Source organism: Granulicella mallensis MP5ACTX8, assembly GCF_000178955.2.
Classification (GTDB): domain Bacteria; phylum Acidobacteriota; class Terriglobia; order Terriglobales; family Acidobacteriaceae; genus Granulicella; species Granulicella mallensis.
Genome location: NC_016631.1, coordinates 750,767 through 776,788, shown reverse-complemented (window position 1 = coordinate 776,788; position 26,022 = coordinate 750,767). Strand labels below are relative to the sequence as shown.

General features: G+C 59.0%; 26 protein-coding genes. 9 read left to right on the top strand and 17 right to left on the bottom strand.

The features are described 5' to 3' along the window. Positions 1-63: 63 nt before the first annotated feature. Entirely contained in the window at positions 64-1,695 is a 1,632-nt protein-coding gene (locus tag ACIX8_RS03345; protein WP_014263908.1) for a S53 family peptidase, read from the bottom strand. A gap of 407 nt (positions 1,696-2,102) precedes the next feature. Between ACIX8_RS03345 and ACIX8_RS03340 the strand changes: the two genes are divergently transcribed. The 3 genes from ACIX8_RS03340 (at position 2,103) to ACIX8_RS25820 (ending at position 4,253) form a co-directional block, all read left to right on the top strand. Continuing rightward, positions 2,103-3,278 (top strand): M24 family metallopeptidase, encoded by a 1,176-nt coding sequence (locus ACIX8_RS03340; RefSeq protein ID WP_014263907.1) that lies wholly within the window; start codon positions 2,103-2,105, stop codon positions 3,276-3,278. Positions 3,279-3,659: 381 nt separating this feature from the next. Then, a complete protein-coding gene (locus tag ACIX8_RS03335) occupies positions 3,660-4,076 on the top strand; it encodes a DUF6677 family protein (protein ID WP_044177700.1) in 417 nt (138 codons plus the stop codon). A gap of 3 nt (positions 4,077-4,079) precedes the next feature. Further along, a complete protein-coding gene (locus ACIX8_RS25820; RefSeq protein ID WP_014263905.1) occupies positions 4,080-4,253 on the top strand; it encodes a hypothetical protein in 174 nt (57 codons plus the stop codon). Positions 4,254-4,553: 300 nt separating this feature from the next. On the opposite strand, the gene ACIX8_RS03330 is transcribed toward ACIX8_RS25820, so the two are convergent. The 10 genes from ACIX8_RS03330 to ACIX8_RS03285 all read right to left on the bottom strand — a co-directional run bounded on the left by ACIX8_RS03330 (position 4,554) and on the right by ACIX8_RS03285 (position 13,509). Continuing rightward, the gene (locus ACIX8_RS03330; protein WP_014263904.1) at positions 4,554-5,504 is read right to left on the bottom strand and encodes a type II secretion system protein; all 951 of its coding nucleotides are present in this window, start codon (positions 5,502-5,504) and stop codon (positions 4,554-4,556) included. After that, positions 5,504-6,169, bottom strand: a complete 666-nt coding sequence (locus ACIX8_RS24315; RefSeq protein ID WP_014263903.1) for a hypothetical protein — start codon at positions 6,167-6,169, stop codon at positions 5,504-5,506. The genes ACIX8_RS03330 and ACIX8_RS24315 overlap by 1 nt, the downstream gene beginning before the upstream one ends. Then, complete coding sequence (locus tag ACIX8_RS03320) at positions 6,166-6,903, bottom strand: hypothetical protein (RefSeq protein ID WP_014263902.1); 738 nt, start codon at positions 6,901-6,903, stop codon at positions 6,166-6,168. The genes ACIX8_RS24315 and ACIX8_RS03320 overlap by 4 nt, the downstream gene beginning before the upstream one ends. Beyond that, positions 6,900-7,682 (bottom strand): fimbrial assembly family protein, encoded by a 783-nt coding sequence (locus tag ACIX8_RS03315; protein WP_014263901.1) that lies wholly within the window; start codon positions 7,680-7,682, stop codon positions 6,900-6,902. Before ACIX8_RS03315 ends, ACIX8_RS03320 begins: the two co-directional genes overlap by 4 nt. 3 nt (positions 7,683-7,685) lie before the next feature. Next, on the bottom strand, positions 7,686-8,810 hold the full coding sequence (locus tag ACIX8_RS03310) for a type IV pilus biogenesis protein PilM (protein WP_014263900.1): 1,125 nt from the start codon (positions 8,808-8,810) through the stop codon (positions 7,686-7,688). Positions 8,811-9,057: 247 nt separating this feature from the next. Further along, positions 9,058-10,692, bottom strand: a complete 1,635-nt coding sequence (locus ACIX8_RS03305) for a GspE/PulE family protein (protein WP_014263899.1) — start codon at positions 10,690-10,692, stop codon at positions 9,058-9,060. 29 nt (positions 10,693-10,721) lie between these two features. Beyond that, on the bottom strand, positions 10,722-11,114 hold the full coding sequence (locus ACIX8_RS25030) for a type II toxin-antitoxin system VapC family toxin (RefSeq protein ID WP_014263898.1): 393 nt from the start codon (positions 11,112-11,114) through the stop codon (positions 10,722-10,724). Then, a complete protein-coding gene (locus tag ACIX8_RS03295) occupies positions 11,111-11,353 on the bottom strand; it encodes a type II toxin-antitoxin system Phd/YefM family antitoxin (RefSeq protein WP_014263897.1) in 243 nt (80 codons plus the stop codon). The genes ACIX8_RS25030 and ACIX8_RS03295 overlap by 4 nt, the downstream gene beginning before the upstream one ends. Before the next feature lie 51 nt (positions 11,354-11,404). Beyond that, the gene (locus ACIX8_RS03290; protein ID WP_014263896.1) at positions 11,405-12,595 is read right to left on the bottom strand and encodes a type II secretion system F family protein; all 1,191 of its coding nucleotides are present in this window, start codon (positions 12,593-12,595) and stop codon (positions 11,405-11,407) included. Positions 12,596-13,128: 533 nt separating this feature from the next. Next, positions 13,129-13,509 carry a HesB/IscA family protein gene (locus ACIX8_RS03285; protein ID WP_014263895.1) on the bottom strand — a complete coding sequence of 127 codons (381 nt, stop codon included), beginning with the start codon at positions 13,507-13,509 and terminating at the stop codon, positions 13,129-13,131. Positions 13,510-13,707: 198 nt separating this feature from the next. On the opposite strand from ACIX8_RS03285, the gene ACIX8_RS25815 reads away from it, so the two are divergent. Then, entirely contained in the window at positions 13,708-13,878 is a 171-nt protein-coding gene (locus tag ACIX8_RS25815) for a hypothetical protein (RefSeq protein WP_014263894.1), read from the top strand. A gap of 137 nt (positions 13,879-14,015) precedes the next feature. Then, on the top strand, positions 14,016-14,297 hold the full coding sequence (locus ACIX8_RS03280) for a hypothetical protein (RefSeq protein ID WP_014263893.1): 282 nt from the start codon (positions 14,016-14,018) through the stop codon (positions 14,295-14,297). A gap of 69 nt (positions 14,298-14,366) precedes the next feature. On the opposite strand, the gene gnd is transcribed toward ACIX8_RS03280, so the two are convergent. Beyond that, a complete protein-coding gene (gene gnd, locus ACIX8_RS03275; protein ID WP_014263892.1) occupies positions 14,367-15,830 on the bottom strand; it encodes a decarboxylating NADP(+)-dependent phosphogluconate dehydrogenase in 1,464 nt (487 codons plus the stop codon). Positions 15,831-16,493: 663 nt separating this feature from the next. Continuing rightward, positions 16,494-18,428: an NHL repeat-containing protein gene (locus tag ACIX8_RS03270; RefSeq protein WP_014263891.1), complete on the bottom strand. Its 1,935-nt coding sequence runs from the start codon at positions 18,426-18,428 to the stop codon at positions 16,494-16,496. A gap of 254 nt (positions 18,429-18,682) precedes the next feature. Between ACIX8_RS03270 and ACIX8_RS03265 the strand changes: the two genes are divergently transcribed. Beyond that, complete coding sequence (locus ACIX8_RS03265) at positions 18,683-19,849, top strand: hypothetical protein (protein ID WP_150110472.1); 1,167 nt, start codon at positions 18,683-18,685, stop codon at positions 19,847-19,849. Here ACIX8_RS03265 and ACIX8_RS03260 read toward each other — a convergent pair. Continuing rightward, a complete protein-coding gene (locus ACIX8_RS03260) occupies positions 19,834-20,697 on the bottom strand; it encodes a prephenate dehydratase (protein ID WP_014263889.1) in 864 nt (287 codons plus the stop codon). The two genes, ACIX8_RS03265 and ACIX8_RS03260, sit on opposite strands and share 16 nt — an antisense overlap. Before the next feature lie 161 nt (positions 20,698-20,858). Between ACIX8_RS03260 and ACIX8_RS25510 the strand changes: the two genes are divergently transcribed. Beyond that, positions 20,859-21,008 carry a lmo0937 family membrane protein gene (locus ACIX8_RS25510; RefSeq protein ID WP_014263888.1) on the top strand — a complete coding sequence of 50 codons (150 nt, stop codon included), beginning with the start codon at positions 20,859-20,861 and terminating at the stop codon, positions 21,006-21,008. A gap of 92 nt (positions 21,009-21,100) precedes the next feature. Further along, positions 21,101-21,406 (top strand): CsbD family protein, encoded by a 306-nt coding sequence (locus tag ACIX8_RS03255; RefSeq protein ID WP_014263887.1) that lies wholly within the window; start codon positions 21,101-21,103, stop codon positions 21,404-21,406. A 245-nt stretch (positions 21,407-21,651) separates the two neighbouring features. Here the strand turns inward: ACIX8_RS03255 and ACIX8_RS03250 are convergent, their stop codons facing one another. Beyond that, entirely contained in the window at positions 21,652-23,496 is a 1,845-nt protein-coding gene (locus ACIX8_RS03250) for an NHL repeat-containing protein (protein WP_014263886.1), read from the bottom strand. Between the two features lie 519 nt (positions 23,497-24,015). Here ACIX8_RS03250 and ACIX8_RS03245 point away from each other — a divergent pair. Next, entirely contained in the window at positions 24,016-24,231 is a 216-nt protein-coding gene (locus tag ACIX8_RS03245; protein ID WP_150110471.1) for a hypothetical protein, read from the top strand. A 26-nt stretch (positions 24,232-24,257) separates the two neighbouring features. Here the strand turns inward: ACIX8_RS03245 and ACIX8_RS03240 are convergent, their stop codons facing one another. Further along, entirely contained in the window at positions 24,258-25,124 is an 867-nt protein-coding gene (locus tag ACIX8_RS03240; protein ID WP_014263883.1) for a UbiA-like polyprenyltransferase, read from the bottom strand. Between the two features lie 84 nt (positions 25,125-25,208). After that, positions 25,209-25,979 (bottom strand): BON domain-containing protein, encoded by a 771-nt coding sequence (locus ACIX8_RS03235; RefSeq protein WP_014263882.1) that lies wholly within the window; start codon positions 25,977-25,979, stop codon positions 25,209-25,211. Positions 25,980-26,022 lie beyond the last annotated feature (43 nt).

Sequence of the window (26,022 nt, the reverse complement as noted above, 5' to 3'; positions counted from 1 at the left end):
TATCGTTCTCCGCGGATAGGAAACGTGCCTCATACAGGCTCTTGAATTTATCAGGTGCGTGAACTACTTGGTCTTACCTTTCTTGGCTTTCTTTGTAGTTGTGCTCTTCGGCGCGACTGCCTGAATCACCAGGTTCCCTACCGGGCTGCCGAGCCCTGTGCAGGCATCCCAGCCGGGGCCGGCGGAGAAACTGCCGTTGTTGCCCTGTGTGATGTCGCGGAAGGCCTTCTTCGCTCCGGCGGCATACAGCGCTGGGTTGACGAATCCTGCCGCTACTTTGTTCTGTGCGTTAGCCAGCGCGATCAGCCCCGCCCACAGCGGTGCTACGGCACTGGTGCCGCCGATCACTGTCGTCTCGCTGTCCACGCGAATGGTGTAGCCCGTCGAGGGATCAGCGTCTCCGGAGACATCGGGAACGCCGCGGCCTCCAGCACTTGTTGTGGGTGAGGGGACGTTGGCGTTCTTCTGCCATGTCGGCAGCGCGAAGACCGTGCTAACGCCGCCGCCAGTTGCGCCTTCGTCGTTGGAGGTCTCGTCCCACACGACTTCACTCGTAATCGTCGAGCCGGAGCCAACCAGCTTCGTTCCCCCACAGGCCAGCACATGCGGAGACGATGCCGGAAAATCGACGTTGTCCCCTGAAGCACCATCGCTTGAGCCGTTATCTCCAGCCGCCACCGTAATTGTGACGCCGACTGCCGCAGCCGCCTGACACGCCGCATCGAGCGCGGTCATCGACTGCTCCGTCCAGCTCGATTCAGGCCCACCCCAACTGATCGAGATCACGCTCGGCTTGTTCGTCGAATCATGCACCGCTGTCGTAATCGCGTCGATGAATCCCTGGTCTGTATTCGTCGTGAAGTACACCGCGATCTTTGCACCCTGCGCCACAGCCGCGCAGACCTCGATGTCCAGCATCACCTCGCCATCCGCGCCATTGGCATTTCCTGGCGTGTTCTTTCCGCCATCGATTGGAACCGCTGTCACCGTTGGCGCAGGCAGGCCCAGCGTCTTGAAGTACGCCGTGAGATCAGCCGCACGATAGCCACCACCAAGCTCGATGATGCCGATCGTCTGGCCTGTAGCCGTGGCTCCGGCGGGAAAGCCGTACATCTGCGCTACCTGCACCGGCGTGTACGAGACGTTCGTGGCACGCGGCTTCGCGATACGGAAGTGAGGCTTTGCCTGCGGGCGATTGTCCAGCCCGAGTACCGCCAGGACATGCCCCTCTAACTCCGCCGGAAGAGAGATCTCTCCCTCACGCAGCCGGAACTTGCCCTGCTCTGTCGTGTGCTCGACCAGCGAGATGGCAAACGCCTTCCGCATCGCAGCGCAGGTTCCGCTGAGCTGCACCGTGCAGCGGCCAGGCTGGGTGATGGGTTCGACCGTAAGACCGAACTCCTTTGCGAACGCCTTCACGAGTCTCACCGAGGCAGGGTCCGCACCGTGCCGCGCGGCAAACTGCGCACGGCTGAGACGAGCGTCCAGCTTGCCCAGACGCTTCGTGTCGAGAGGCTGCTTCGGCGGGACGATGAGGGAGACTCGAATGCGTCCTGTGGCTGGCACCGTCTTTACAGCCGTGCTGACCTTCGGAGTTTTCGCGGCTTTGGGAGCTCCGGCCGGGACAAACGGCTTCCTTTCGCTTCCCGGTAAAGGCACGCGAGATTGCGAGGCGAAGCGTGATGAAGTGGGCATGTGTTCCTCCTGGCTGGTTGGATGCGTTCAGGCGGGAATGGTGAGCCTTGGGGTGTATGACGTGTCTGCTAAAAGACAAAAGCAGTATTTGCCATTGCTCTTGGCGTTGCTGTTGTCTTTGCCTTTCTGGTTGTCATTCCGAGCGGAGCGAGTGAACCTGCTGTCTCCCGCTCTTCGTTCGTACCACCCAGAAAATATGTGAGATAGAACTGAGGCTTGGTTTTACCTAACGCACAACATTTGTGACGGCACTGGCAAAAAACGGGAGACAGCAGGTTCGCTCGCTTCGCTCGGAATGACACCCAGAAAAGCAAGTGCAAAGACAACAACAACGGCAACAGCAAAGACACGAACAAAGACAAAGTCAGACAGTACACAATCAATGCGACTGCTTTAAGATGACATCCATGAACCTCGACGCAATCCAATCCGCTCTGCGCGACCACAATCTCGACGGCTGGCTCTTCTACGATCACCATCACCGCGATCCCATCGCCTATCGCATCCTCGGACTCGACGCACAGATGTTCGTCTCACGACGCTGGTATTACTTCATCCCGGCAAAGGGTGAGCCGCAAAAACTGGTGCACCGCATCGAATCCGGCAAGCTGGATGCCGTGCCCGGCGCGAAGCATGAATACTCGTCATGGCAGGAGCTGGAGCGCGAACTGGCATCGATGCTGAACGGCGCAAAGAAGATCGCCATGCAGTACTCGCCGCGCAACGCCATCATGTACGTCTCGATGGTCGACGCCGGTACCGTCGAGGTGCTGCGCGCGATGGACAAAGAGGTGGTCAGCTCCGCCGATCTGGTCAGCCAGTTCGAGGCCGTGCTCAGCGAAGAGCAGATCGCCACGCACTATGCCGCGCAACAGAGGCTCGACGGCGTATTGACCGCCGGGTGGAAGCACATCGGCGATGAAGTCCGTGCCGGTCGCAATCCTAATGAATTCGGCGTCATTACCTTCCTCAACCAGGCGATGGAGCGCGAAGGCCTATTTACCGACCATGGCCCCAACTGCAGCGCCGGGCCGAACTCCGCCGACTCGCACTACGAGCCCTCGCGGGAGAGTTCGCGCATCATCCACAGCGGCGACTTCGTGCTCATCGACATCTGGGCCAAGCTCGCGAACAGGCCCGAGGCGATCTGGTACGACATCACCTGGACGGGCGTTGTTGGCCGCGAGCCGAGCGACCGCGAACAGCTGATCTTCAGCACCGTGCGCGACGCGCGCGATGCCGCCATCGCCACCGTGCAGAAGGCCTACACCGAGAACCGCGCCATCGCCGGATGGGAGGCTGATGACGCCGCCCGCAACGTAATTCGCAGCGCAGGCTTTGGAGAGTGGTTCACGCATCGCACCGGCCACAACATTGCCATCGAACTGCATGGCAATGGAGCCCACCTCGACAACCTGGAGACGCACGACGAGCGCCTGCTGCTGCCCAACACCTGCTTCTCCGTCGAGCCGGGAATCTACTTCCCTGGTGAGTTCGGCGTGCGCAGTGAGGTCAACATGTTGACGCGTCCGGGTAATGCCGTGGTGACGGGGCCGATGCAGCGGGAGTTGGTCAGGATTTGAGGTTGGGGCTTTCGACCATGAGTCGTTAGTTCGTCAAAGAACCAAGACCTTTCACAACAGCGCGAAGCACAAACCGTGACGCTTTAGCATCGCGGGACGGAGGGAGCCGTGGCCTTTAGGCCATGGAATTAAGGGCAGGTGAGAATTGGGCTTTAGGCCCGGGCCTTTGGTTCGCAGCCGAAAGAAGGCCCGGGCCTAAAGGCCACATCTTTGCTAAGCCTCTATTCCCGTAGCCTAAAGGCTACGGCTCCCTCCGACTCCCTGACGCTAAAGCATCAGGGAACGCGCTATGCGCAATTCGATGAAACATGCTAATCAGCTATGAAGTTCTTGGAGACTATAGAGTTCCCGGACAGCCTCTCGCTGATAGAATCAACACCGATGGCAACTGACGCACAGCGCATAACGCAGCGAATTCCCGGCGAGCGTTCCAACATGCCGGTGATCGCATTGGTACTCGGATGGCTGGTTCCCGGAGCAGGACATGCAATTCAGGGCAAATGGATGCGCGGCCTTCTGCTCTTCGTCTCGATCCTCGGCATGTATCTTGTCGGGCTGGGCTTGCAGGGCAAGATCTACGTGCCCAATACCGGCGATATCCTGGACATTCTGGGTTTCATCGGACAACTCGGTCTGGGCTTGCTGTACATGCTGACGCGGCTGTTTGGATGGGGCGCCAGCTCCGTCACTGTTACGCTGGGCGACTACGGAACGAAGTTCCTCGTCGTGGGCGGGCTATTGAACATCATCGCCGCAGTCGACGCACACTCGTTGGCTAACGGAAGAAAGGCGTCGTAGAAAATGCTTACACACTTCAGCGCCGTTCTGCTCTTCTCTCTTTTTACGTCGGTCGTCTTCGGCATTACCCAGCGCACAGAACCCAAGATGATGGTGCGTTTCGGAGCTTATTGCTTCGTGCTCTTCGTCGGCGCAACGATCGTTGCGAGCTGGCTGATGTGGGCGATCAAGCACTAAGGGCCTGGCGAGAAAGATGTAGCCATATTCTTATATATCCCCCCACAGAGGCGTCATCCTGAGCGGAGCGCCTCGCGTTTTTGCGAGGTGCGGAGTCGAAGGACCCCGAGGGACTTCATCTCGCCTAGGGTTTTGGGACCTTTCCCGCACGGGAGTCTGGGCTCGAGCGTTTGAGGTGAAAAAGGGACAAAGGGTATAGGCAGGATGGCAACCCTCGGGGTCCTTCGACTGCGCGTCCCCAAAGGCCGGGACGCTTCGCTCAGGATGACGGTTCTGTAGAGGGGATAGCAGAAAACGCTTTTACTGCGGGAAGGAACTGCCCGGGCTGCTGGAGCCTGGACTGCCAAAGGAACTTGAGCCGCCCGTGGGGCTCGATCCAAAAGAGCTGGAGCCCCCGGTTGGATTCGTACCACCCGTCGAGCCAGCGCCCGAGTTCGGCTGGCCGCTGGTCGCGCTCTGACCGAAGCTGCTGGCCGACTGCGAACCGATTCCTCCGCCGCCCATCAGGTTTGCCATGGCATAGAGCTTCTCGATGCGCGGGTCGTACCAGAACTCCCATGTCTCGTAGGTCGTCTGCTGGTTGGGATTGAGAATCGATGTACCCGAACGCGATGTGCCGACGCCGTAGATCACGCCGCCATCTCCATCGCCAAACATGCCGCCGCCGCTTGAACTGCCGGTGCTGCTGGAGGTACCCGTATTGCTGCTACCGGGAGTTCCACCTGTCGAGGTCGTAACGCTGGCTCCATTGAAGCCAGCCGCCAACCCGGAGGCTCCGCTGACGGTCGAGGTACTGCTGGTGGGCGAGCTACCACCCGGCGTGCCGCCGATGCCTGAAGACAACCCTGCCGCCGATCCCAGGCCTCCTGCAGCCAACCCGGCAAGCTCCTGCCCGAACGGAATCTTGATCGTCGTCTTCGGCTGATGAATGAGCCGCCAGTCGGACTTTCCGGTCAGGGGATCGATGTACTTCTGGCGCAGGAAACGGACGGTCGTGCTCTTCTCCAGGGCATCCATGGACGGCGGATAGGACGTGCACTTGCACGAGCGCTGATAGAGCCGGATCGCCCGCACATACTGCTCCGCACGACGCTCGCTCTCCACCTCTTTATCGCGGCGCAGGTCACGCGCGACCACAGGGGCGGCGACCGACAGCGCGATCAGGATCATCGCAGCCATCACCACGACGGCCAGCAGCATATAACCAGCTTCATCCTGCCGCCTGCGGTCGAGTTGGAGTGTGGGCTTCATTAGTTCATCTGCAAAGGAAGCGTCTGCGTGTTGTTGTTCTGCAGGTCCATCACCTGGATGGAATTGGCTGCAATACTCACGATCTTATACTTGCGTCCAACGATATCGCCCTGCGACGCAATATAGACGTCCTCACCCTGTAAAAGGAAAGCCTGCACCAGACCATTCGCGTGCTTTGCTGTACCGAAGAACTTGAGATTGATCGGCGGACAGGTGGGCGGGCATGTTGGCGGGGGTGGCGGCGGGGCGGGTGGAAGCACCGGTCCCTTGTTGTTGGGGCGCGCAGAGAACTTGCTGACGGCCATCGGCGACGGAGGCGGTGTATAGAGGGCCGAGAAGATGTTGCGGCCAGTGCCCGAGTATTCCAGGCTCTCCGTGCGCAGCATGGCCGTCTGATCGAGTGTGGGGTCGAGGCTCGAAGAGGTGCTCGCCAGCTTCGTTGCGGCAACACCCGGAGCGTTGCCGCCCGGCACAACGGGCTGCGCGCTGGAGCCTGAGGCCGCATGCGCCCCCCCGGCAGGCACGATGACAGGCGGTGCAGTCGGAGCGGGTGCGCTCGATCCGCCAAAGAGCTGGATGCAGGCGTAGATTACGCACCCAAACGCCACCACTCCCAGAGAGCCTGCTGCAATCGTCTTCTTCCGATCGTTGGAGGTGGCCTTCATCGCTTCCCTCCCCTGGCTGTGAAGTTCGGGATTGCAGGGGCAGCAACAGGCACAGGTTCAGACTCAACTGCGGATTTGCTGTCATTGGGGATCGGCAGATCCGCAGTCATATCGTCACCGTTCGGCTGGCGCAGCCAGGTTGTCAGGCGGATACGAAGATTCACCTGCCCAGTCTGCTGACCGGTCAGATTGATGCCGCCGATGACGAAGAACATCTTGTCCCGCTCGGCAGCATTAATGAACTGCACGATCGGGCGATAGTCGCCGGAGACGCTGGCGTCCATGTGCACTTCGGTGAGAGCGTCAGCCCCCGAGAGCGCGGCATTTTGCGCGTACTGCACACGCGACAGGCGCACGCCTTCGTGCTTGGTCAAAGCTCCCAGCTCCGCCGCAACCTGCGAGTACGCGTAAGGCAGGCGCTTCGCATAGAACTTGTCGGCGGCAGCCGTCGAGTCGACCAGCTTCGCGTCGAGCCCGCGCAGCGGCTTGGCCTGAAGCTCGGCAGTCTTCAGCGCGATGCCCTGTTGCGCAAGGGCTTCCTCGTTGTGGGCCTTCAATGCCTGCCCAATGAGGACGAGGTGGATGATCAGGTAGAGATCGAGGATCACCAGCAGCGCAACGCCGGCGTAGTGAAGATTCATCGTCGTAATCAGCGCGCGAGCCCTTGCGGTAAGCTGTGGAACCTGGCGCAGGAAGGACGACTGATTTGGAGGAACAATAGCGGTCGTACTCATCGCGCACCTCCCTGCTGCGGAGTAAGAGGCCGCGGAGCGACATAAGGCTTCAGCACGACACCGTCATGTGGGCCGGGCTTCACCGCGTGAGGCTTCGCATGCGTACCCGCCCCACCCATCGAGGTATTTGCGTCGGACGCGGTTGAGCTCTCCTTCGCGGCTTTGGACCTGGAATAGGTCTGCCCCTCAGGCAGAGGGTTGTAGTTGGCAAGAATCTCAAACTCGACGCCCGGCGTCACCCCGGCAATGAGAGGTGCTCCGTTCGTCTCCTTAGCTTGCGAGTTTTCGCTGTTCAGATGCGGAGCGAGAAAGCGCTTCGAGCGCTCCAGGTTGCGCACCAGCAGGATCGCTTTGTCGCGGTCACCGGAGACGCGGAGACGGATGACAACATCCCCCTCAGCTGTAGGCTGCGGTTCGATCGAGGTCACCTGCACGCCCACCGGAAGCACGGTTTCGAGATCCATCATGACCGCCGTCCACGAGAAGCTCTTGCGCAGAAAGACTGCGTTGAGGAAGTGCGAGCGGTCGAGCACGGCAGCGTTCACCGGCTGGTGCATGCGCCTCTCGTTATTCTGCTTCTCCTGCTGCATGGCGACAGTACGATTGACCAATCGGTTCATCTGCACCTGGGCGCGATCCAGTTGCTTCTGCAAAGAGTGGGACGTAATGACAAGCCCCACGGCAACCAGCACGAGCGCCCCCATCAGGATGCGCAGGCGCAGGAAGAACGGCCGAAGTTCGACGAAGGGCCGCGAAGCGAGATTGACGGAGATACGCATGATTTAGCCTCGCAACGCTCCCGTCACACCTGCCAGCCAGCCTCGTGGAACTGCAGCCGTGACCGCCTCGGACAGCAGGGCGGCAGGCTCGACCAGCTCGCGTATGCGCAGGCCCTCGGCTTGCGCCAGGCCATGGTCAGCGAGGATACGGGTGAGCGCATCGCTCCCCAAAGGTCCGGCGCTCAGGATGCCTGACGGCATCGCGGCCAGCGTGTCTTCAAAGTAGGCAACCGCCACGCTGACGGCCTGCGCAACCTCTTCTCCCAGCACGATGGGAGCGGATAGGCCGAGGGTAGCGAGAGGCTCATGTGCCACAGGCTCGCTGGCATAGGGATTGCGGCCATGCTCCGGCAGCGGTTCCTGTGCGGCCCACTCCTCGGCGGTTTCATGGACATCCACCAGAGGAAGCGGGGGGATCGTTGCTTCGAAGATCTCGGGGGGTAGATTGGCAGGAGTGCCTACCGCGGTCTCCTGCAGGTCGACGCTGCGGTGCAGCATCAGGATTCCGCTGCGCACGATCGCGGCCGTTACGCCGAACTTGTTGGCGTTGACCAGGAGGACAGGGTTCTCGTCGTCGACGGCGGCCAGCGCGGCCAGCGTGCTCGGAATCACAGCACCCGGCTCGAAGCCGGCCTCGCGCGCGACAGACTCATACTCGCTGAGCACATCGCGTGGAATCGCCACCGCCAGCACACGAACGATGGTCTTGCTGGTGCTCATGATCTGATAGGTCACCATCGCGTCATCGGCGTCGAAGGGCAGCATCTTCTTCAGGCGAAAGCGCACGATGGGCAGCGCATCGGTCAGGCGCGCGGGCAGGGAGTCGAAGTCCAGCAGCAGCACGCGGACGGCGGCATCGGGGATGACGACCGTAATATTGCCGTCGCGAGAGTGGGCGCGTTCGCCGATGCTTTCGAGGGTGCGTCGAATCGCCTCGACGACGGCGACGCGGTCAGCGATATTGCCGGGCTTGAGGCTGGGGGTAACCGCACCGGCTGCAAGCTCCACCCGGGCCACCGCCGCAAGCGGGCTGATCGCCTCGACGGATCGAGCAGCAACGACGCCCTGTGCGGCGATCTCGCAGGCCACACGCGGACGGGCTCCAGAGGCTTTGGGAAAGAGATTCATTGAGACTCTAACTAGAGTACCTTGCGGGGTGGATTTAGTGGCAACGCTATGCGTGTTGGACGTACGGGAATGGACAGGGTTTAGCGGAAAATACAGCTTCCCTCAATCAAATTCGTGGAGAAGAACAAGCAACAGCAAAATTTGACGCAAAGTTCGCAAAGGAAAGAGCCAAGTTTCGCCACGACGCCCGTGGCGAAACTTGGCTTCCCTTTGCGAACTTTGCGTCAAAGCCTTTAACAGTACTGCCCTACCGCCCGGTCTCGATAAACGTGACCTTGTTGATCTCTTTCAGCGTCGTAATACCGTCGCGGACACGTTCCAGCGCCGAATCACGCAGGAATGCCATCCCCTTGGCCTTGGCCTTCTTACGAATCTCCGACCCAGGACGCTTTTCCAGCAGCATCTCGCGAATCTCATCGTCGAGCTCCAGCAGTTCGTGGATCGCCGAACGCCCGCGATAGCCCGTTCCGCCGCACTCGATGCAGCCGGGGCCCTCTTTGAAGACGACGTCGCGCCACTCCGAGGGTCTCAGTCCGTTCTCTTCAAGCTGGGCATCGTTGTAGTGCACATCCTGAACGCAGAACTCGCAGACCTGGCGCACCAGCCGCTGGGCCAGGATGCAGTTGAGCGCGGAGACGAAGTTGTACGGCTCGACGCCCATGTTCAGAAAGCGTCCCAGCACGTCGACCACGTTGTTCGCGTGGACCGTTGTAAATACAAGGTGGCCCGTGAGCGCGGAGTTGATGGCGATCTGTGCCGTCTCAGCGTCGCGGATCTCACCGACCAGGATCTTGTCCGGGTCATGACGCAGAATCGAACGCAGACCGCGGGCGAAGGTGAGGCCCTTCTTTTCGTTGACCGGGATCTGCGTGATGCCGCGAATCTGGTACTCGACCGGGTCCTCGATGGTGATGATCTTGTCTTCTTCCGACTTGATCTCGTTGAGCGCGGCGTAGAGGGTAGTCGTCTTACCCGAACCGGTCGGCCCGGTCACGAGCACCATGCCGTACGGCTCCTTGATGTAGCGGCGGAAGCGGGTGAGGTCCTTCTCCGCAAAGCCGACGACATCGAGCGAGAGCTTGGTGAACTTCTCCGACATCGACTCCTTGTCGAGTACGCGGAGCACGGCGTTTTCGCCATGCACAGTCGGCATGATGCTGACACGGAAATCGATCAGGCGGCCCTTGTAGCGGACGCGGAAACGGCCATCCTGCGGCACGCGGCGCTCGGCGATGTCGAGCTCGCTCATGATCTTGATACGCGACAGGATCGTCTGGTGATGCTCGCGAGCGATCGGCGCCATCGCCTGCTGGAGCACGCCGTCGATGCGGTACTTGACCAGCAGCGAGTCGTCGAAGGTCTCCAGATGGATATCCGACGCGCGCCGCTCGAGTGCGGTAAAGATCGTCGTGTCCACCAGGCGGATGATCGGCGAGATATCGTCGTCCGCCGTCAGCTTTTCGATCGAGATGTTTTCGTCGGCGTTCTCTTCGCTGGAGACGACGTCGAAGGCCAGGCCTTCGGTCGCCTCGTCCAGCACGCGCTGTGACTGCTCGGTCTTCTTGAGCAGGTCGGTAATCTGGCTGAGTGTCGCGACCCGCGTGACGATCCTCGTCCCCAGCAGGCCGGAGATCTCATCGATGACCATCAGCTTCGACGGGTCGGAGAGCGCGATGGAGAGCCGGCCCTCACTCTGCTCCAGCGGCACAAAGCTGTAGCGGAACATCAGGTCCACGGGCACGGACTTGAAGAGATCGTGCTGAATCTTGAAGTTCTTCAGATCAACGAACTCCGCATGGTAGCGGCGCGCCAGCATCTGCGCGCGCTCGGCCTCGGAGAGAGCATCGTTGCTGTAAGGGACAGCGACAGGGATGGTTGCCATAAGGATTGGACTCCAAAAGCTTCAGGGTGTTACCAAATGCAGAGAACCTCGCCCGACTTGCGAATTGCAGCATCGGCAGTGACGAGAGGCAAACCATGTACGACAGCCGTGGCTCCAATAATCCGGTCGGTCGGATCATTAGGATACGCTGCACTGAACCCCACAGAACGCTCAGCAATCTCTGCCGTTATGGGAAACACAACAAAACGCTCTTCTACAGACGCCAGGTAGCGCGTCAGACTCATCGGACATTCCACGCGGCCTCTGGATATCAAGAGAGCTAGCTCCCATAGTGTCGATGAGGCGATACCCGCGCCCGTACCCTCTGCTCGTGCAGATCGCAATGCCTGTTCGGCTGCGGGTGAAAGCTTGTTCTTTTGCAGGGTAGACCAAACTACCGATTGAGTGTCGACCAGGATCACCTATAAGCCTTGTAATCCTCAAGTGGGACCAGAGGAGAGGTAATATCACCGTGAATTTTTCCGGGCCCGACATAATAAAAGTCCAACGGATCTTCCTCTGCCTTGACATCCATCGGCACGAGCTTTGCAATCGGCTTGCCTTTTTTGGTGATCACAATATAGGTTCCCTTTGCCTCGACCTCATCCATCAGTCCGAGACAGCTTGCTTTGAACTTCGCGGCTCCAATTGTTTTCACCATACGGATGACCCCAGGTGACCACTATACCATGGTCACGCCATACCTCTTTGCTTAGCCCGTACCGTTCAGGCTGAAGATCGGCTCGTACAGGGCGATCATGATCACCACGACGACCACACCCATCACGATAAGGATGACGGGCTCAATCATACTCATAATGGCGGCGAGGCTGGTTTGAACGTCCTCTTCGAAGAACTCGGCGACGGAGTTCAGCATCTGCGGCAGCGCGCCGGTGCTCTCGCCGACTTCGATCATCTCGATCGCCAGCTCGGGGAAGACACCCGTCTTATCCAGGCTGGAGGCAAGGCCCTTGCCTTCGCGGACGGTTTCGACCGAGCTGTAGACAGCCTTGGCGATCTGCCGCGAATCGATGGACCGAGCCGCCGTTTCAAGACTTGGAACCAGCGGCAGTCCGCCGGTGAGCAGCGTCGCGAGCGTGCGCGAAAACAGACCGACCTGGTACTTCAGCCAGACCTTGCCGAAGATCGGCGAAGCTACGCGAATTTTATCGATGGTCGTGGCGCCGGAGTCGGTCTTGGACCAGCGGACGAGCAGATAGCCGATGAGGATCAGGACCGGGAGGATATAGAGGCCGTAGTGCTGCACATCCTGACCCAGCGCGAGCATGAAGAGCGTCAGCGCAGGCAGCTTGGTGCCGAGCTGGTCATAGAGCTGCGCAAAACGCGGAACTACGAATGTAATCAGGAAGATAAACAGCCCGATCACCATGACGATAAGGAAGGCCGGGTAGATCAGCGAGGCCTTCAGCTTCTTGCGGAAGGTCAACGAGACGCGCTGGAAGTCGAGAAAGCGCTGCAGGACCTCTTCGAGGTTACCGGAACGCTCGCCGGCCAGCAGCGTCGTGGTGTAGACCAGCGGAAAGCTGCCCTGCGCCTCGAAGGCCGAGGAGATGGACTCACCCGTCTTGATGCGGGAGGTGACATCTTCCAGCTGGGCCTGGAAACTCTCTTCTTTCTGTCGTTTAGCGAGCAGGTCCAGCGAACTGAGGATCGGCAGGCCGGCGCGGATCAGCGTGAGGAACTGCTGATTGAAGACCAGAAAGATGTCGAGCTTGACCTTTTTCTTGCTGCCGCTGTTTAGCGCGGAACGCGCTTTGACGGAGTAAACCAGGTAGCCCGCCTGCGTAAACCGCGCGCGCAGCTCCTCGGCGGTAGCTGCAGAGTGGGTCTGCTCCTGGACGCGGCCACGGTCGTCGGCGAGTTTGATGGTGAATTCGGTCATTGCAATGAACTGTCTTTACAGCTTAGACGGTCGAGTCTTGATTTGGCACATCGAGAGTTAAAGGGAGGGCATAGTAATTGGGTGAATCGCTCAAAACTAAGATCGATGCGGTCGTAGCTTTTGTTTTACGTCTCTCCACAGAATCGTCATCCTGAGCGAAGCGTCCCGGCTTTTGGGGGTGCGGAGTCGAAGGACCCCGAGGGTTGCTATCTTGCCGATACTTTTGCCCCTTTTCTACCTCGAGCGATCGAGCCTGGACGCTCGTGCTGGAAAAGGTTCCGGCATCCTGGGTGAGATCAAGTCCTTCGGGGTCCTTCGACTACGCGCCTCGCAAAAGCGCGAGGCGCTCCGCTCAGGATGACGATTTTGTGGGGGCAATATGTGATTTAGCAGATCGCAGCAATACTTAGCCCTGGGGCGATACCGGGCAGAAAGCAGATTCCCTGCGAGAATGACAACAAGAAAAGCAAAAGCAACAGTAAAAACGGCCTCGCCGTGGCGAGACCGTCTGTAAATCCAAAATTGCGAACCAGTTACACGCTGAAGCTCGAACCGCAGCCGCAGGTGCTCTTGACCTGGGGGTTCTCGAACTTGAAGCCGGCCGCCTCAAGGGTCTCTACGTAGTCCACCGTGCAGCCGTTCAGGTACATCGCGCTGGTCGCGTCGATGAAGACCTTCAGGTCGTCGAAACGGACAACCTTGTCCATCATGCCGGAGGCGTTCTCAAACGACATGGAGTACTGGAAACCCGAACATCCGCCACCAACAACGCCGATGCGCAGACCGGCAGGGATCGGATCCTGAGTAGCCATGATCTCCTTCACCTTCACAATAGCGGAGGGGGTCAGGACAACGGGGGTCGAGGGGGCGGCGGGAGCGTTGACGACCTCGGGGGTAACGACGGCAGTAGCCATGGCTTTCATCTCCTTACGGGTGGTTTGTGGATGGGAAAAGCACCCATACACAAGATCCAATTTCAAGTGTAGTCGTCAAACAGTGCCCCGGCAAGGGCATCGACGCCACTGAGTGGATTGGATGCCGCAAAAACCAGGAGGATGCGCCCTATCCGGCATCTCACGAAAACGATGCATTTATCAGGGTAGAATCGGGCCATGCGACTGCTGGATGCCCTGGCTTCGGCCTTCATCAACACCTTTGGCATTACCCAGCCGAGCGAGCAGACCCGTCGCCATGCCTCGTGGTTCATCCTCGGACTGCTGATGATCGCCCTGGCGGTGGTCGTCGCCGTCGGCATGGTGCTGTACCACTTCATGCACAGCTAAAAAAATTCCAGCCAATTTAGCTTTTCCAGGCGTATAGTTTCGGGTCAAGCCCTGCCTACCCTCCGGCTGCGTGTCTCTAACGGAGCCGCCCGGTATCCCGGACCAGATTGTCACATACACTTCTGGGGGAAACTACCATGGATGCACTTCAGATTATGATCGCCTTCTGGAGCCTACTGGTCATCGGCTTTATCGGCCTGATGATCTACCGCGCCCACCTTACGCATTACGAAACAGATCAGCTCTTCCTCAACGAGGAGGGCGGGCCATCCTCCCTTCATCAGGAGAATGACGAGATCATTCGCCGCGTCAACTTCATTCAACCCATCTGCAAAGGTGTTGGCGGTGTCACCGTATTGATGACCCTGCTGATCATCGGTGTCTATGCCGCTGAAGTGATACCGACCATGCACTTCTAAACGACACCGTTGGACGATTATTGAAGAAGGGCACGGTCCTGCCATGCCCTTCTCCAAACAGATTGCTGTTTACGCGTTATAGGTAGACGACGAAACCCTGCCACCGCGGCCCGTCCAGTTGGTGTGGAAGAACTCTCCGCGCGGCTTGTCGGTACGCTCGTAGGTGTGCGCGCCGAAGAAGTCGCGTTGTGCCTGGAGCAGGTTCGCCGGCAGCCGGGCCGTCCGGTAGCCGTCGTAGAACGCCAGCGCCGTGGAGAACGCAGGCGTAGGAATGCCTAGTTCAATCGCCGCCACCAGCGCCTTGCGCCAGCTCTCCTGATACTTGTTCAGGACGCCGGAGAAGAAGTCGTCCATCAGCAGGTTCTCGAGCTTCGGGTTCTTGTCGTAGGCGTCCTTGATCTTGCCGAGGAACTGCGAGCGGATGATGCAGCCGCCGCGCCACATCAGCGCCACGCCGCCCATGTTCAGGTTCCAGCCCTGCTCCTTGCCCGCCTCGCGCAGCAGCATGTAACCCTGTGCGTAGCTGATCATCTTCGAGCAGTACAGCGCACGCCGCACGTTCTCAATGAACTCCTTCCGGTCGCCGGTGAACTTGCCCGCAGCCGCAGGGCCGGAGAGGATCTTCGAGGCTTCGACGCGCTCGTCCTTGATCGCCGACAGGCAGCGCGCAAAGACACTCTCGCCGATCAGCGTCACGGGCATGCCCAGGTCCAGCGCGGAGATCGCCGTCCACTTGCCTGTTCCCTTCTGCCCTGCCGTGTCGAGAATCTTGTCCACCAGCGGCTGGCCGTCCTCGTCCTTCTTCCCGAAGATGATCGCGGAGATCTCGATCAGGAAGCTGTCGAGCTCGCCCTTGTTCCACTCGGTAAAGATCTCGGCGAACTGGTCAGCCGTGAGGCCCAGGCCATCCTTCAGCAACTGATAGGCCTCGCCGATCAACTGCATGTCGCCGTACTCGATGCCGTTGTGGACCATCTTCACGTAGTGGCCCGCGCCGCCTTCGCCAACCCAGTCGCAGCAGGGCGTTCCGTCTTCCACCTTGGCCGCGATGGCCTGGAAGATCTCCTTCACTGCGGGCCAGGCTGCGGGATCACCACCGGGCATGATCGACGGGCCGAAGCGCGCACCCTCTTCGCCACCGGAGACGCCGGTGCCGATGTAGTGCAGCCCCTTCTCCGCCAGCTCTTTGGTGCGGCGGTTCGAATCGGTAAACAGCGAGTTGCCGCCGTCGATGATGATGTCGCCCTTTTCAAGGTGGGGCACGATGCTCGCGATGGTCTGGTCGACCACATCGCCGGCTTTGACCATGATCATGACGCGGCGGGGCGACTTGAGCTTGCTGCACAGCTCTTCGATCGAGTGTGCACCCTCTACCTGCGTTCCCTTCGCCTCGTCTGCGAGAAACTCATCGACCTTGGACGTGGTGCGGTTGAAGACCGCCACCTTGTAACCGTGGTCGTTCATGTTCAGGACAAGGTTCTGCCCCATCACCGCCAGGCCGATCAGGCCAATGTCACAGTTTGCGCTTGCCATCAGATTCTCCTGCCCGCCTGCCATGAATGGCCGGGGCTTATTCCCTTGATTGGTAGGTGTAAGTGCTCTCTGCATCCTAGAGAAGAAGTAAGACTTCTGTCTATTCCGGTAAGACAGGCGAACGGCAATACGCCACAGAATCTCAGCGAACGCCACACACCGGGATGCAATTGCGCTACACCCTCTATGAAACCGCTTTACCGTAATCGTTCCGAACAACGAATGTAAAGGCTCATGACTTCCACAGGGCGAAAATCGCGCGGCCGATGGAATCTCGGCCACGGAATAAGAATCGGGCTTTATGTAGTTTCTACGAATCGAAGACCTTGGTTTTAGAACGAAACCAAGCTCGCTGCACGCATAGTTTTTGTTTTGCGTCTCCACAGAATCGTCATCCTGAGCGAAGCGTCCCAGCTTCTGGGGTCGCGCAGTCGAAGGACCCCGAGGGTTGCTATCTAACCCAAACCTTTTGCAGCTTTTCTAGCTCGAGCGCTCGAGCCTGGACTTTCGTGCGGGAAAAGATCCCGACCCCCTGGGTGAGATCAAGTCCATCGGGGTCCTTCGACTCCGCACCTCGCAAATAACGCGAGGCGCTACGCTCAGGATGACGGCCCTGTGGCGAAACAAAATATGTGATCCGTTGTTGTCCCCGCCCCTTCACACCTACGGGCGCGTCCCCAGGTTGCTGCTCCCGTCCGCTGTAGGTGTAACAGGCAGAGCGGCAGCGAGTGGAGTAATCACGGGCTGCGCAACGCCAATCAGTTCGGTCACGGAGCTACTCTCCCCCAGCACGGATAGCCAGACATCGCCCGATCCATCGATCGCGATACCAAAGGAACCGGGAGTAACACCGTGATAGCCAGAGGAACCGGAGAGGACCGTACCGTTGGTGGACAGCACATTCACACTGCCGGAGGTTACATCCGTGACCCAGGCATTGCCGGCACCGTCGACGGCAACGCCCTCCGGAGCGGCGCCGGGCAGCAGGCCCTCAACGAGGATCGTGCCGTTGTTCGCCACCTTCAGCACGCTTCCGGGCTGTCTTGAAATCTCCCCCGAACTTACGACCCAGGCGCTTCCCGCAGAGTCGATCGAGATGCTGCTGGGGTTGGTGATCGTGGAATCAGTAATGCCGGTAGGCCCGAAAGGAAAGGCTCCCGCAGGGGTTACCTTCATGATGCCGCCCAGAGTATTGGTGATCCAACCGTTGCCGGAGCCGTCGATGGCGACGACGTCACTGGCATTGAGACCACCGCCCGTGTAGCCGTTGGCGCCAGAGAGAAACGTCCCGCCCGGGGAGAGGATGGACACCGTACCTTGAGCCGGCAATCCGTTGGCGTTCCCCGTCGCGACCCAGGCATTGCCTGAGGCATCGACCGCGATGGTGTTGGGTCCATTGCCCATGCCGCCGCCCGTGTACTGGGCAAGGATCCCGCCAGAGGCGGATAACTTGCTCACAGATCTGGATAGAAAGTTCGCGACCCAGGCATTGCCCGAGGTGTCGAACGCGATGGACTCTGCCCAATTGCCACCCGTGCTATACCCCGAGGCGCCAGAGAGAAACGCACCCGAGTTTGAAATCTCGGTAACACTGGCACTGATTGCATTCGGAATCCAGACATTGCCCGCAGCGTCGACCGCCGGGGTGCCGGGAAGTTCAATCCCCCCACCGGAGAAGGTCAGCCCGAGGGTGAAGTCGTTGACGGAGGTGACGATGGGCTGGAAGGGGCTCGCGTTGTTGGCCAGGTTGAGCAGGGCGGAGACATTGTCTCCCGGATTGTGAGCGATATTGATCGCCGCCGACGCGGTATCGGTCGGAGCCGTCCCTGTTGTGCCGGAGCTCAGAGCGTTGCTTAAGAGCGAGGGGCAGGCGCTGCCTCCGGAGGAGTTGATGCAGGAGGCCAGGATGTCCGCCAGGGTGTTGATCGTGGAGACGGGGATACTGACATTGGCGTTCGTCGGCAGGGTCGCATTGATCTGTCCGGTAGCCTGGTCCACCAGGTTGAGCGCGTTGACACCCGCGTTGAACAGACCCTGCATACCGAGAGCGGTTGAAGAGCTGCCGATGTGGGTCGCATCCGTGGCGTAGGCCGCCAGGGCAAACGCGGTGGCGATCGTGCTGCTCTCATTCATCGACACACTCGGAATGGTGCCAACCTGGGCACAGGGACCCAGCGTGGTAAGCAGGCCCGCGTGTGGATTGTCAGTGCTGTCCACTGACTGCTGCGGATTGCCGCCCACCATGTACAGGTAGACTTCGGTGGAGGAGCCGCCCGTCGGGCAGGCAAAGGTGTCGCCGATGTTGAAGGCCCCGGTGGCATCCGTCGTGACATAGAAGTTGCCGTTCGCGTCCGCAGGGTTCCCTGTCGCACTGGTCAACATAGAGGTTGAGGCACTGCCATATCCTGTGGTGCCTGCCGCGTACATATAGATATGAGCGCCCGATAGCGGTTGCTGGCCTCCATGGGCGATGCCCTTGATGTGTACGGTGGTTTGGACCGAATCCTGGGAGACGCTCCCGAAGTTAGCCGAGCAGCCGCTAAGGCCGAGAATGGACAGGGAGCCAGTGAGGAGAAAGAGCAGACGCGACGTTTTCATGAGAGGCCCTAATGAAAATAGAGATGGGTGACTTCTTCAAACCGGGCCCGACGACGAACTGGATCGACACACTTGAACACTCCTGCGTGTCGATTCGACTCGCAGGCTTTGCTCACAGATTGTCGGTTTCTGGTGCTCCAAATTTCGACGAGACAAACGCTCGAAAAGTTGCACAAAGTGCAATGGAGATCGGGACATCGGCAGCAATCTTCCTGCGATACACTTGCGCCATGATTCGGCGACCTGTAGGTGTAGTGGTTTCAGCAATTGTGCTCAGCCTGGCAGCTGCAATGTTGTGCCTGATGGCGTGCCTATCGGTGCTGGGAACGGTCATGGCGCAGCATATGCCCGTAACGGTGGAGGCTCCAGGCATGGCTTCGCAGCCCGGCTTCCTGCTGGGCGTCATGATCTTCGCCATACTCTTTTATCTCGCGCTGGCGGCGTGGGCGATCACCACCGTCGTAGGGCTGTTCCGCATGCGGAACTGGGCGCGCATCTCGATCATGATCATCGGTGGCGGCCTGGCGGCGATCGGCCTCTTCTCCACTCTGGTGAGTGTAGCCATGCCTACGATGATGAAGTCCATGCCCCCGACACCGGGCGCAGACCCTGCCGTGATGCGTATCGTCTTCTTCGTCTTCGCGGCGCTATGGCTGTTCATAGCCGCTATCGGCCTATGGTGGCTGGTGTACTTTGCATTGCGCAACACGCGGGAAGCCTTTGCCCAGGCTAAAGCTCAGCGGGGCCTGCTAATGACGGACGCGGGCATGGCTGCAGCTTATCCTGCACCTGCTTATCCCCCACCCACTTCGCCGCTCACTGATTTCACCGTTGCCCGCCCTCTTCCCCAGGAACCGCTTCAGGCACCGCTCACAGCACCGGCAGAGATGTATCCGCAGCCCATCGTCGCGGCTCCGCTACAGCCCGTAGTCCCGGCACGCCCCGTATCGATCACCATCATTGCCGTCCTCCTGCTTCTCGGGCTTGGCGTGACGCTGATCGCGACACTGCTGCCTTTTCCCGCGTTTCTCTTTGGCGTGATCTTATCGGGCTGGACAAGTCACGTGATGTACCTGGTCTTTGCCTGTTTGTCAGGAGTCGCCGGCATTGGCCTGCTCAAGCTGCAAAAGCCCGCGTGGGTGCTGACTTTTGCGCTCTACGTCGTTGGACTCTTGAATGTCGTGTCGCTGTTGCTGCCCAACGTTCGCCAGCGGCTGCTCGACTACCAGCAGATCCTGGCACACACCATGGGTATGCCAACGCCTGTCTTCAGCCCAGGGCCGGCCTTCATGAACTTTTCGCTCTTATTGGGCGTAGCCTTCGATGTGCTCATCCTCGCAACGCTGATGGTGCTGCTGTGGAGAGCTCGCTGGGCCTTCGAGCCAAAAGCTGCACGCAGCAACGATCACGCAGCAGCGTAGCGGCCCAGCTCCTTCACCATGCTGCAGTCCTTCTTCAGGGCGAGCAGGGCGGCATCCGCGTTGGCGGCATCCGTAAAGCGGAAGTCCACATAGAAGACGTACTCCCAGGGCTTGCCCGGCACCGGTCGCGACTCGATCTTGGTGAGATCGACTCCCGCCTCGGCGAGCCGTTGCAGCGCAGCCACCAGCGTGCCGGGACGATGCTGAAGGGCAAACGCAACGCTGAGCTTATTGGCCTGCTTCAGCCCCCCGGGCCGAGGAGCGTCCGCTCGCTGCAACAGATGAAAGCGCGTGTAGTTCTCGGTGTGATCTTCAATACCCGCAACCAGGATCTCCGCGCCGTACTCCTTTGCGGCAAGCTCCGGAGCGACGCCCGCGGTATCGCGCAGGCCCTTCTCCATGATGTGTTTCACGCTACCCGCGGTGTCGTAGAACGGCAGTGCATGGACCCTGTCCAGGGTAGCAAGGTAGTGACGGCACTGCGACAGCGCTACGGGATGCGAGAGCACAGAATGAATGCCCGCCATCCGGACGCCCGGAGCGACGATCAGGTTATGCCGAATGCGCAGCAGGCTCTCGCGGTCAATGCGGACAGGATACTCAAGCAGCAGATCGTAGTGCTCGGCGACCGAGCCATGCAGGCTGTTTTCGATCGGCAACACGGCCCCATCGACCGCTTTCAGCAGCACGGCTTGAATGACCTCAGCCGATACGCTGCAGGGCACAACCTCCACGGCTCCCAGCATCGCCAAAGCCGCCATGTGGCTGTTGGAGCCGCGCTCCCCCTGGATGGCAATACGTTGTATCGCCGGGGTTTGGGGGTGGGACGTCTTAGAAATTAGCGGCATGGGGCAACCCCTGAAAAATTCGGCATTTAACTATCTCCTGCCGAAGGACAACCTCGGCCCACTACCCGGCAACTTACCATAACGAGCGCCAGTAAAATTGCCGGCGTCGCAACGGCTAAACGCTTTATCGCCGTCACGAAAAACTCCAGGAGACAAACATTATGCTTTGGACTATCACGATCGTTCTCGTCATTCTCTGGCTTCTCGGATTCGTTGGATTCCACCTACTTGGAGCATGGATCCATCTTCTACTCGTACTGGCCGTGATCATTCTTATCTTCAATCTGCTTTCAGGCCGTAGAGGTCTCTAGCAACCATCTAACGTCCAGTTTAAGACCAGCCGAGGATGAGCGCGAGTTTGTGGCCTCATCCTCTCCAGGATTTTCAACGAAGGAGCACTGTTATGAGCACAACTACAAGCGATAGCACCATCAAGGGTAAATTCGACGAAGTTGCCGGCAAGATCAAGCAGGGTGTCGGCGAGACCTTCAACGATCAGAAGCTGGCCAACAAGGGCACAGCCCAACAGATCAAAGGACATGCGGAACAAGCCTGGGGATCGGTGAAAGAAGCGGCCCAAGACACGCATGAACGCAATAAACCGGCGGCAGAGCAGACAGCGCATGATGTTCGCGAAAACCTGGCCTCGGCTGCGCGCAACGTGAAGGAAAGCATCCAGGACGCAACCGACAAGCACAAGAATCGCTAATTTTTGCCATTGCCTTTCTTGTTGTCATTTCCGCAGAGAATCTGTTTCCTAATCACCATAGGTTTACGCGAAGGGGCATGGCATGACGCCATGCCTCTTCGATGTTACAAACTAGAAAAGCAAATACCGGAAGTTAGATGACATGTACTAAGCCGTGGTTCTTAAGCCACGGCTTTAGTACAACTGCTCACAAAGCGTCGAGGGAACGGATTCAGAAGTGTCTACTCCGTCTGCGTCTACCCGGCCTACGGCATCACTCCCAGACGGTTAGGAGTGATTGGCGTCACGACTGGTACGGTCAGGCCTACAAACTCCTCAATGGATCCGAACTTCGCTGGTAGCGAAACCCAAAGATTACCGGAACCGTCGACGGCATCGAATACGAGGTTGTTGTTGACGGGGATCGAGTAGCCAGCCGCTGGGGTGATTGCAACCCCATTGCTATTGAAGGCGGAGACAGTTCCATTCAGATTCACAATCCACGCCGAGTTCGCGCCATCGATTGCGATGTCATAGGGATCGTTCGTCCCTCCGCCGCTATACATCGTTTGCGTGCCATCAGCGGTGAATCGGCTGACCTCAGTCGTATTGCTGTCCGCCACCCAAATTCGATTCGAGGAGTCGATGGCCAGCGATAAAGGTGCGGACGCGCCATAGGAGCCATCCTCATACTGATTGAGCTGGGTTCCCGAAGAGTTGAATTCTGCCAGGAACCCATCTTTATCCGCGATCCATGCATTCCCCAAGGAATCAATACGGACATCCGCCACGTAAGCATTCGTGGCATAACCGGACGCAGGAGAGAGCGCCGTGCCGCTGTTGCTATATAGTCCAAGACCATCGCTATGCGCTAACCAGATATTGTCCGAGGAATCGATAGCGACTCGTTCATACGATGGGCCGCCATTGGAATTTCCTCCCGAGTAGCTGCCCATATAGCTCCCGTTGCTGCCGTACTTAACCAACCCGGCGTTCGAACTGATCCACACGTTGCCGTTCAGATCTATCACCGCTCCATAACCCTCGGGGCTTCCGCCGGTGTACCCACCGGCAGGAGAGATCATGGCACCTAAGGGGGAAAGTTCCACGGGGGATGCCCCCTGGCATGGAACCCAGATATTGCCCGAGGCGTCCACCGCAAGTGCACGTACTGGACCCGGTTCACTCGGGTTATAGCTCACAGAGATCGAAAAATCCGTCGGAGCAGCCGCCATGGACGGCTGAAAGGGGGGTTCCGTCCCCTGCAGGACAAACAGATTGTTGACGCCGACAGAACCTGGATTGTGCGCAATGTTGATAGCCGCCTGCGCCGTCGTGGTAGGAACAGTGCCAGCAGTTCCCTGAGTTTGCGCATTTGCAAACAGTGTGGCGCAGGGAGAGCTTGAACCATCGGAGGTATTCACGCAGCTAGCCAGAATATTTGCCAGCGTATGAATCTCACTTTGCGGCACAGTGCCGTTTCCGGCTGGTGTTTGGGCCAGGGCTTGCCCCAGGTTCAGGCTCTCCAGATTGGTAACCGTTGCAAAGGCATTCGCCAGGTTCGTTGCGCCCTGCGTGCTGATGGAAGTCGCAATCTGCGTGGGGCTTGAGGTAAAGGCGGCCAGCGCATAGGCCGTGGCGATCGTTGAAACTTCATTGATATTGACCGTGCCAACGTTGGCCAGGCCCGAACATGGCCCCACAGCCGCCATCAGCGAGATCTGTTGCGCATTCGTGGTGGGGTCTGAAAGACCGGGATTTCCTGCCATCGCGAGGACATACAACTGCTGGTTCGGGGTGCAGGTGAAGTCTCCACCCATAGCAAAGGAGCCGTCAGCCTGAGTAAGCACGTAACTGCCGATACTGTCGGTTCCGTCGGCGTTCGCCGGATTGAGGAGCGATGTGCTGCTGGTTCCATAACCCGAGGTGGAGGCGGCCATCAGGTACATGCGGGAATGGGTGACAGGCTGCTGACCACCATGCAGGGCACCTCGTATACCGGCGCCCGCGACAGAAGAAGACACTGTATTTGGGCTGACACCGCAACCCGCAAGGCTGGCGAACAGAGGCATACTCAGAGCAACAACAACTAATGGGGAAAACTTGCGCATACGAACCTCAAGACGGCGAATCAGTTAGAAGAATGATAAAAAGGCAACGAGCAGAGGCAAGGCGATACTTCGGCTCGTGAAGCAGAAACACGATGAAAAGCTTTTGGAGGTTTTGACGACAGGACTGACATGCTGAGATGCCAGGGCTGTCAGATTTACCGTGAGCAATTTCAGTTGAACCGGGGACAAACGAAATCTCCCCATTTTCATGGCGTGCGGCTGTTCTTTCACGTTTCCTTTTACTGTACCCCACCGTGTTCCATACGCCGGACTTACCGGCTGCAAATGCATGTGAGTGAGAAATTAGAAGACTAGTCTCCAACTGAAGGCACAGGAGAGGGATGTCACACACCCATAGAGAAAGGGCAAAGCTGTTAAGCAAATTAGAAGAGACGCCCGACCAGCTCGACGCCGTGGAGCGCGCCACCCCTATCAGTAAAAGCCGCACCTCGTCGAAGCCGCCGCGCGAAAGGGTGTCACAACCCGGGAGAGCTTCAGGCATTGCTTGGAGAGCTCTCAGTGCAGGACCGCGCTATGGTTCTCTTGGCGGGGAGCACCGGATTACGCCGCTCGAAGATGATTGCCCCGACCCGGAAGAATGCGAACGCCATGAATCTCGAAATCACCGTGCTTTGCTCGTGGGTCCGCAACCGCTTCGGAGACCGCAAGAATACGCATTGCGGCGTTCCGTTCCTCCGCATCCATCAGGCTAAGAAGCATTCCCTGCGGGAATGACAACAAGAAAGGCAACAGCAAGAGCTTCAGCGACGATGTAACACGTCGGTGGCAATGAACACAAAGAACACCATCGAGATGATTCCGTTCAGCGTAAAGAAAGCAGCATTCATCCGCCGCAGATCATGCGGCGCAATAATGGCGTGCTCATACGCGAGCAGCACGATCACGAGAACCATGCCCACCAGCGCGATCATTCCCAGCCCAAACGCATGGAGCAGGACAAACAGGAGCACAGCCATTCCCAGATGCATGAGTCGAGCGATCCAGAAGGCGCCTTCAAGACCGAACGCCTGGGGCACACTGTTCAGCCCGGCCTTGCGATCATGCTCAAAGTCCTGGCAGGCGTAGAGCACATCGAAGCCGCCCACCCAGAGAATGACGATCCCTGTCAGCAGGATGATCCGCGGCGACAGCGAGCCTCGAACCGCAATCCAGGCGGCTGACGGAGCGATTCCCAGTGCCAGTCCCAATACGACATGCGACCAACGGGTAATACGCTTCATGTAGCTGTAGGCCAGCACAACGATCAGAGCGACCGGAGCAAGCTCCAGGGTCAGCCGATTGAGCATCGCCGCACCCAGAAAAAATACGCCCGCCGCAAGGATTGTGAAGCAGAGAACGAACGACTTGGACAGCTCCCCCTTCGGGAGCGCCCTGGTGGCGGTGCGAGGGTTTGCGGCGTCGATCTCGCTGTCTGCCAGGCGATTGAAGGCCATCGCCGCGCTGCGCGCTCCGACCATACAGACGACGATCCAGCAGAGAACGCGTAGCGAAGGCCACCCACCTGCGGCAAGAACCGCACCCGTCAAGGCAAACGGCAGCGCGAAGATCGAGTGTTCCCACTTGATCATCTCGAGCGTGACACGTGTGCTGCGAAGAACATTTTCCATCTGATAACTATTGTATTTCTCTGGCTCCTTTCGCGTAAGCGGCGGCAGGTTTCACCGCCGCCTCACGAGGGTGCCAGTGCAGCTTTACCGGCCCGCCTGCTGGCCAGCAATCTGCAAGTGGTTTTCGACCGAGAAGACTCCCGGAACGCCATTGGCACGAAGACCGGCGATGTCATGGTCCATCTTGCTGTCGACCACACCGTTCAGCGTCACATGTCCATTGACGACGGTAATCCTGATCGTCTTTGCAGGATCCAGGGCGTACTTGTTGAGCGCAGGATGGCCATAGATTGCCCGCGCCTCCGCGATGCGAATGCGGTCGTCCATCGGCGAGACCGGAGCTACTTCCAGGTTGTCGATGATGTCACGCACTCCGGGGGTATTCGCCACGAGGCTAAGGGCTGAATCCTTATCGGTAGGTCCGTAGACCATGCCACTCAGCGTTACGACGCCATGGTCGACGCCCAGGTTGATGTTGTTGTACACCGTCGTTCCATAGCCCACGCGGTCATAGATCAAAGCCTTGCCGAGCTTCTCCCGCAGCGCCCCATCGCTGATGTTTTCCGGCACCGCAACTTCGATCCTGTTACTGACTGCAGAGGCGTTCTTCGCGTGATTCGCCTTGCGATCGGCCTCTTCCTTATCACTGAAGCGCTCTACCCGGCCGCTGAGTGTAACGACGCCGTTGTTCACCGCTACATGCACGTTGCTGAATCGCTTGTTGCCGAGCGACTTCTGGACCTCGGCACCAATCTGAGCATCGGAGGGAGATTGCGCGTGGATCATGGTGGGTGCTGCGAGCAGGATGCTCAAAACAGGAGAGAGAATGAAACCGATTCGAGAGACAAGTCGCATAAGAAAGACACTCCGGAAAGCTGCGAAAGTAAGCTGCTATGTA

Coding starts and splice junctions, on each gene's coding strand:
- ACIX8_RS03345 (WP_014263908.1), bottom strand. CDS start 1,695: ATGCCCACTTCATCACGCTTCGCCTCGCAATCTCGCGTGCCTTTACCG.
- ACIX8_RS03340 (WP_014263907.1), top strand. CDS start 2,103: ATGAACCTCGACGCAATCCAATCCGCTCTGCGCGACCACAATCTCGAC.
- ACIX8_RS03335 (WP_044177700.1), top strand. CDS start 3,660: ATGGCAACTGACGCACAGCGCATAACGCAGCGAATTCCCGGCGAGCGT.
- ACIX8_RS25820 (WP_014263905.1), top strand. CDS start 4,080: ATGCTTACACACTTCAGCGCCGTTCTGCTCTTCTCTCTTTTTACGTCG.
- ACIX8_RS03330 (WP_014263904.1), bottom strand. CDS start 5,504: ATGAAGCCCACACTCCAACTCGACCGCAGGCGGCAGGATGAAGCTGGT.
- ACIX8_RS24315 (WP_014263903.1), bottom strand. CDS start 6,169: ATGAAGGCCACCTCCAACGATCGGAAGAAGACGATTGCAGCAGGCTCT.
- ACIX8_RS03320 (WP_014263902.1), bottom strand. CDS start 6,903: ATGAGTACGACCGCTATTGTTCCTCCAAATCAGTCGTCCTTCCTGCGC.
- ACIX8_RS03315 (WP_014263901.1), bottom strand. CDS start 7,682: ATGCGTATCTCCGTCAATCTCGCTTCGCGGCCCTTCGTCGAACTTCGG.
- ACIX8_RS03310 (WP_014263900.1), bottom strand. CDS start 8,810: ATGAATCTCTTTCCCAAAGCCTCTGGAGCCCGTCCGCGTGTGGCCTGC.
- ACIX8_RS03305 (WP_014263899.1), bottom strand. CDS start 10,692: ATGGCAACCATCCCTGTCGCTGTCCCTTACAGCAACGATGCTCTCTCC.
- ACIX8_RS03295 (WP_014263897.1), bottom strand. CDS start 11,353: ATGGTGAAAACAATTGGAGCCGCGAAGTTCAAAGCAAGCTGTCTCGGA.
- ACIX8_RS03290 (WP_014263896.1), bottom strand. CDS start 12,595: ATGACCGAATTCACCATCAAACTCGCCGACGACCGTGGCCGCGTCCAG.
- ACIX8_RS03285 (WP_014263895.1), bottom strand. CDS start 13,509: ATGGCTACTGCCGTCGTTACCCCCGAGGTCGTCAACGCTCCCGCCGCC.
- ACIX8_RS25815 (WP_014263894.1), top strand. CDS start 13,708: ATGCGACTGCTGGATGCCCTGGCTTCGGCCTTCATCAACACCTTTGGC.
- ACIX8_RS03280 (WP_014263893.1), top strand. CDS start 14,016: ATGGATGCACTTCAGATTATGATCGCCTTCTGGAGCCTACTGGTCATC.
- gnd (WP_014263892.1), bottom strand. CDS start 15,830: ATGGCAAGCGCAAACTGTGACATTGGCCTGATCGGCCTGGCGGTGATG.
- ACIX8_RS03270 (WP_014263891.1), bottom strand. CDS start 18,428: ATGAAAACGTCGCGTCTGCTCTTTCTCCTCACTGGCTCCCTGTCCATT.
- ACIX8_RS03260 (WP_014263889.1), bottom strand. CDS start 20,697: ATGCCGCTAATTTCTAAGACGTCCCACCCCCAAACCCCGGCGATACAA.
- ACIX8_RS25510 (WP_014263888.1), top strand. CDS start 20,859: ATGCTTTGGACTATCACGATCGTTCTCGTCATTCTCTGGCTTCTCGGA.
- ACIX8_RS03255 (WP_014263887.1), top strand. CDS start 21,101: ATGAGCACAACTACAAGCGATAGCACCATCAAGGGTAAATTCGACGAA.
- ACIX8_RS03250 (WP_014263886.1), bottom strand. CDS start 23,496: ATGCGCAAGTTTTCCCCATTAGTTGTTGTTGCTCTGAGTATGCCTCTG.
- ACIX8_RS03240 (WP_014263883.1), bottom strand. CDS start 25,124: ATGGAAAATGTTCTTCGCAGCACACGTGTCACGCTCGAGATGATCAAG.
- ACIX8_RS03235 (WP_014263882.1), bottom strand. CDS start 25,979: ATGCGACTTGTCTCTCGAATCGGTTTCATTCTCTCTCCTGTTTTGAGC.